The following is a 565-nucleotide window of genomic DNA, read 5'->3' as shown; positions in this document are numbered from 1 at the left end:
GAAAAATGGTAAACTTATTGCGATTGTAGAAGAAAAAGATGCCAGCGATGAAGAAAAAAAGATCTCTTTTTGTAATGGCGGGATATTGGCTCTTAACGGAAAGCGAGCGCTTTCCCTTTTAGAGAAAGTTAATAACTACAATTCGAAGCAAGAATATTATCTAACAGATATCGTTTCAATTGCATCACGTGAAGGATTAGAGGTTCGAGTTGTTGAAGTGCCTTTTGACAATATTGTAGGAATTAATAACTGTTTTGAGCTTTTTGAAGCTGATTCTTTATGGCAAAAGCGGAAAGCCCGCGATTTAATGTTGTCTGGTGTTACAATACTTAAACCAGAAACTGTTTATTTTTCTTATGATACAGAGATTGAACAAGGGGTGGTGATTGAGCCAAATGTTTATTTTGGGTTGGGAGTAAAAGTGCAATCTGGTGCGGTTATTCATGCATTTAGTTATCTAGAAGGCGCTGTGGTTGGTATTGATGCTCAGATTGGGCCCTATGCACATTTGCGTCCTGGAACAGAGTTGGCGCGATCGGTAAAGATTGGAAACTTTTGTGAAGTC

1 pseudogene is annotated in these 565 nt (G+C 38.4%); it reads left to right on the top strand.

What is annotated here, in order from left to right:
* Positions 1-565, top strand: a pseudogene (gene glmU / locus ACFIK8_RS12860) (bifunctional UDP-N-acetylglucosamine diphosphorylase/glucosamine-1-phosphate N-acetyltransferase GlmU); the annotation flags it as partial.

The sequence above is a fragment of the Bartonella sp. MR168JLCBS genome (genome assembly GCF_042194175.1).
This window is presented reverse-complemented; position numbering and strand designations above follow the sequence as displayed.